The organism is Streptomyces sp. WAC 04229 (genome assembly GCF_003947455.1).
Taxonomy (GTDB): Bacteria; Actinomycetota; Actinomycetes; order Streptomycetales; family Streptomycetaceae; genus Streptomyces.
Map to the genome: position 1 here is coordinate 1 of NZ_QHJH01000457.1, position 254 is coordinate 254.

At 66.5% G+C, this 254-nt stretch carries 1 pseudogene; it reads left to right on the forward strand.

What is annotated here, in order from left to right:
* A pseudogene (locus tag DMH12_RS38840) lies at positions 1-127 on the forward strand (IS481 family transposase); the annotation flags it as partial.
* Positions 128-254: the final 127 nt, after the last annotated feature.

Genomic DNA, 254 nt, shown 5'->3' on the forward strand with positions numbered 1-254 from the left:
GCAACCACGAACGGTCCGAAGCTCTGACAGACTCCTGCACACCTACAACCACCACCGCTGCCACACCGCACTCGGCGGCCACCCACCGATCAGCCGCGTGAACAACCCTGCGGGTCAATACAACTAGGGCCTGTCTGACAATTCCCGTCGTCGCCCGGAGGGCGGCCTCGCGGCGTCAGGTGCGTGCTCTCGGCGTGCCGGGCGTGGAGCCTCGTACTGGATGTACTTGGCTCTGCGCCCGGTGCGGCGAGAGT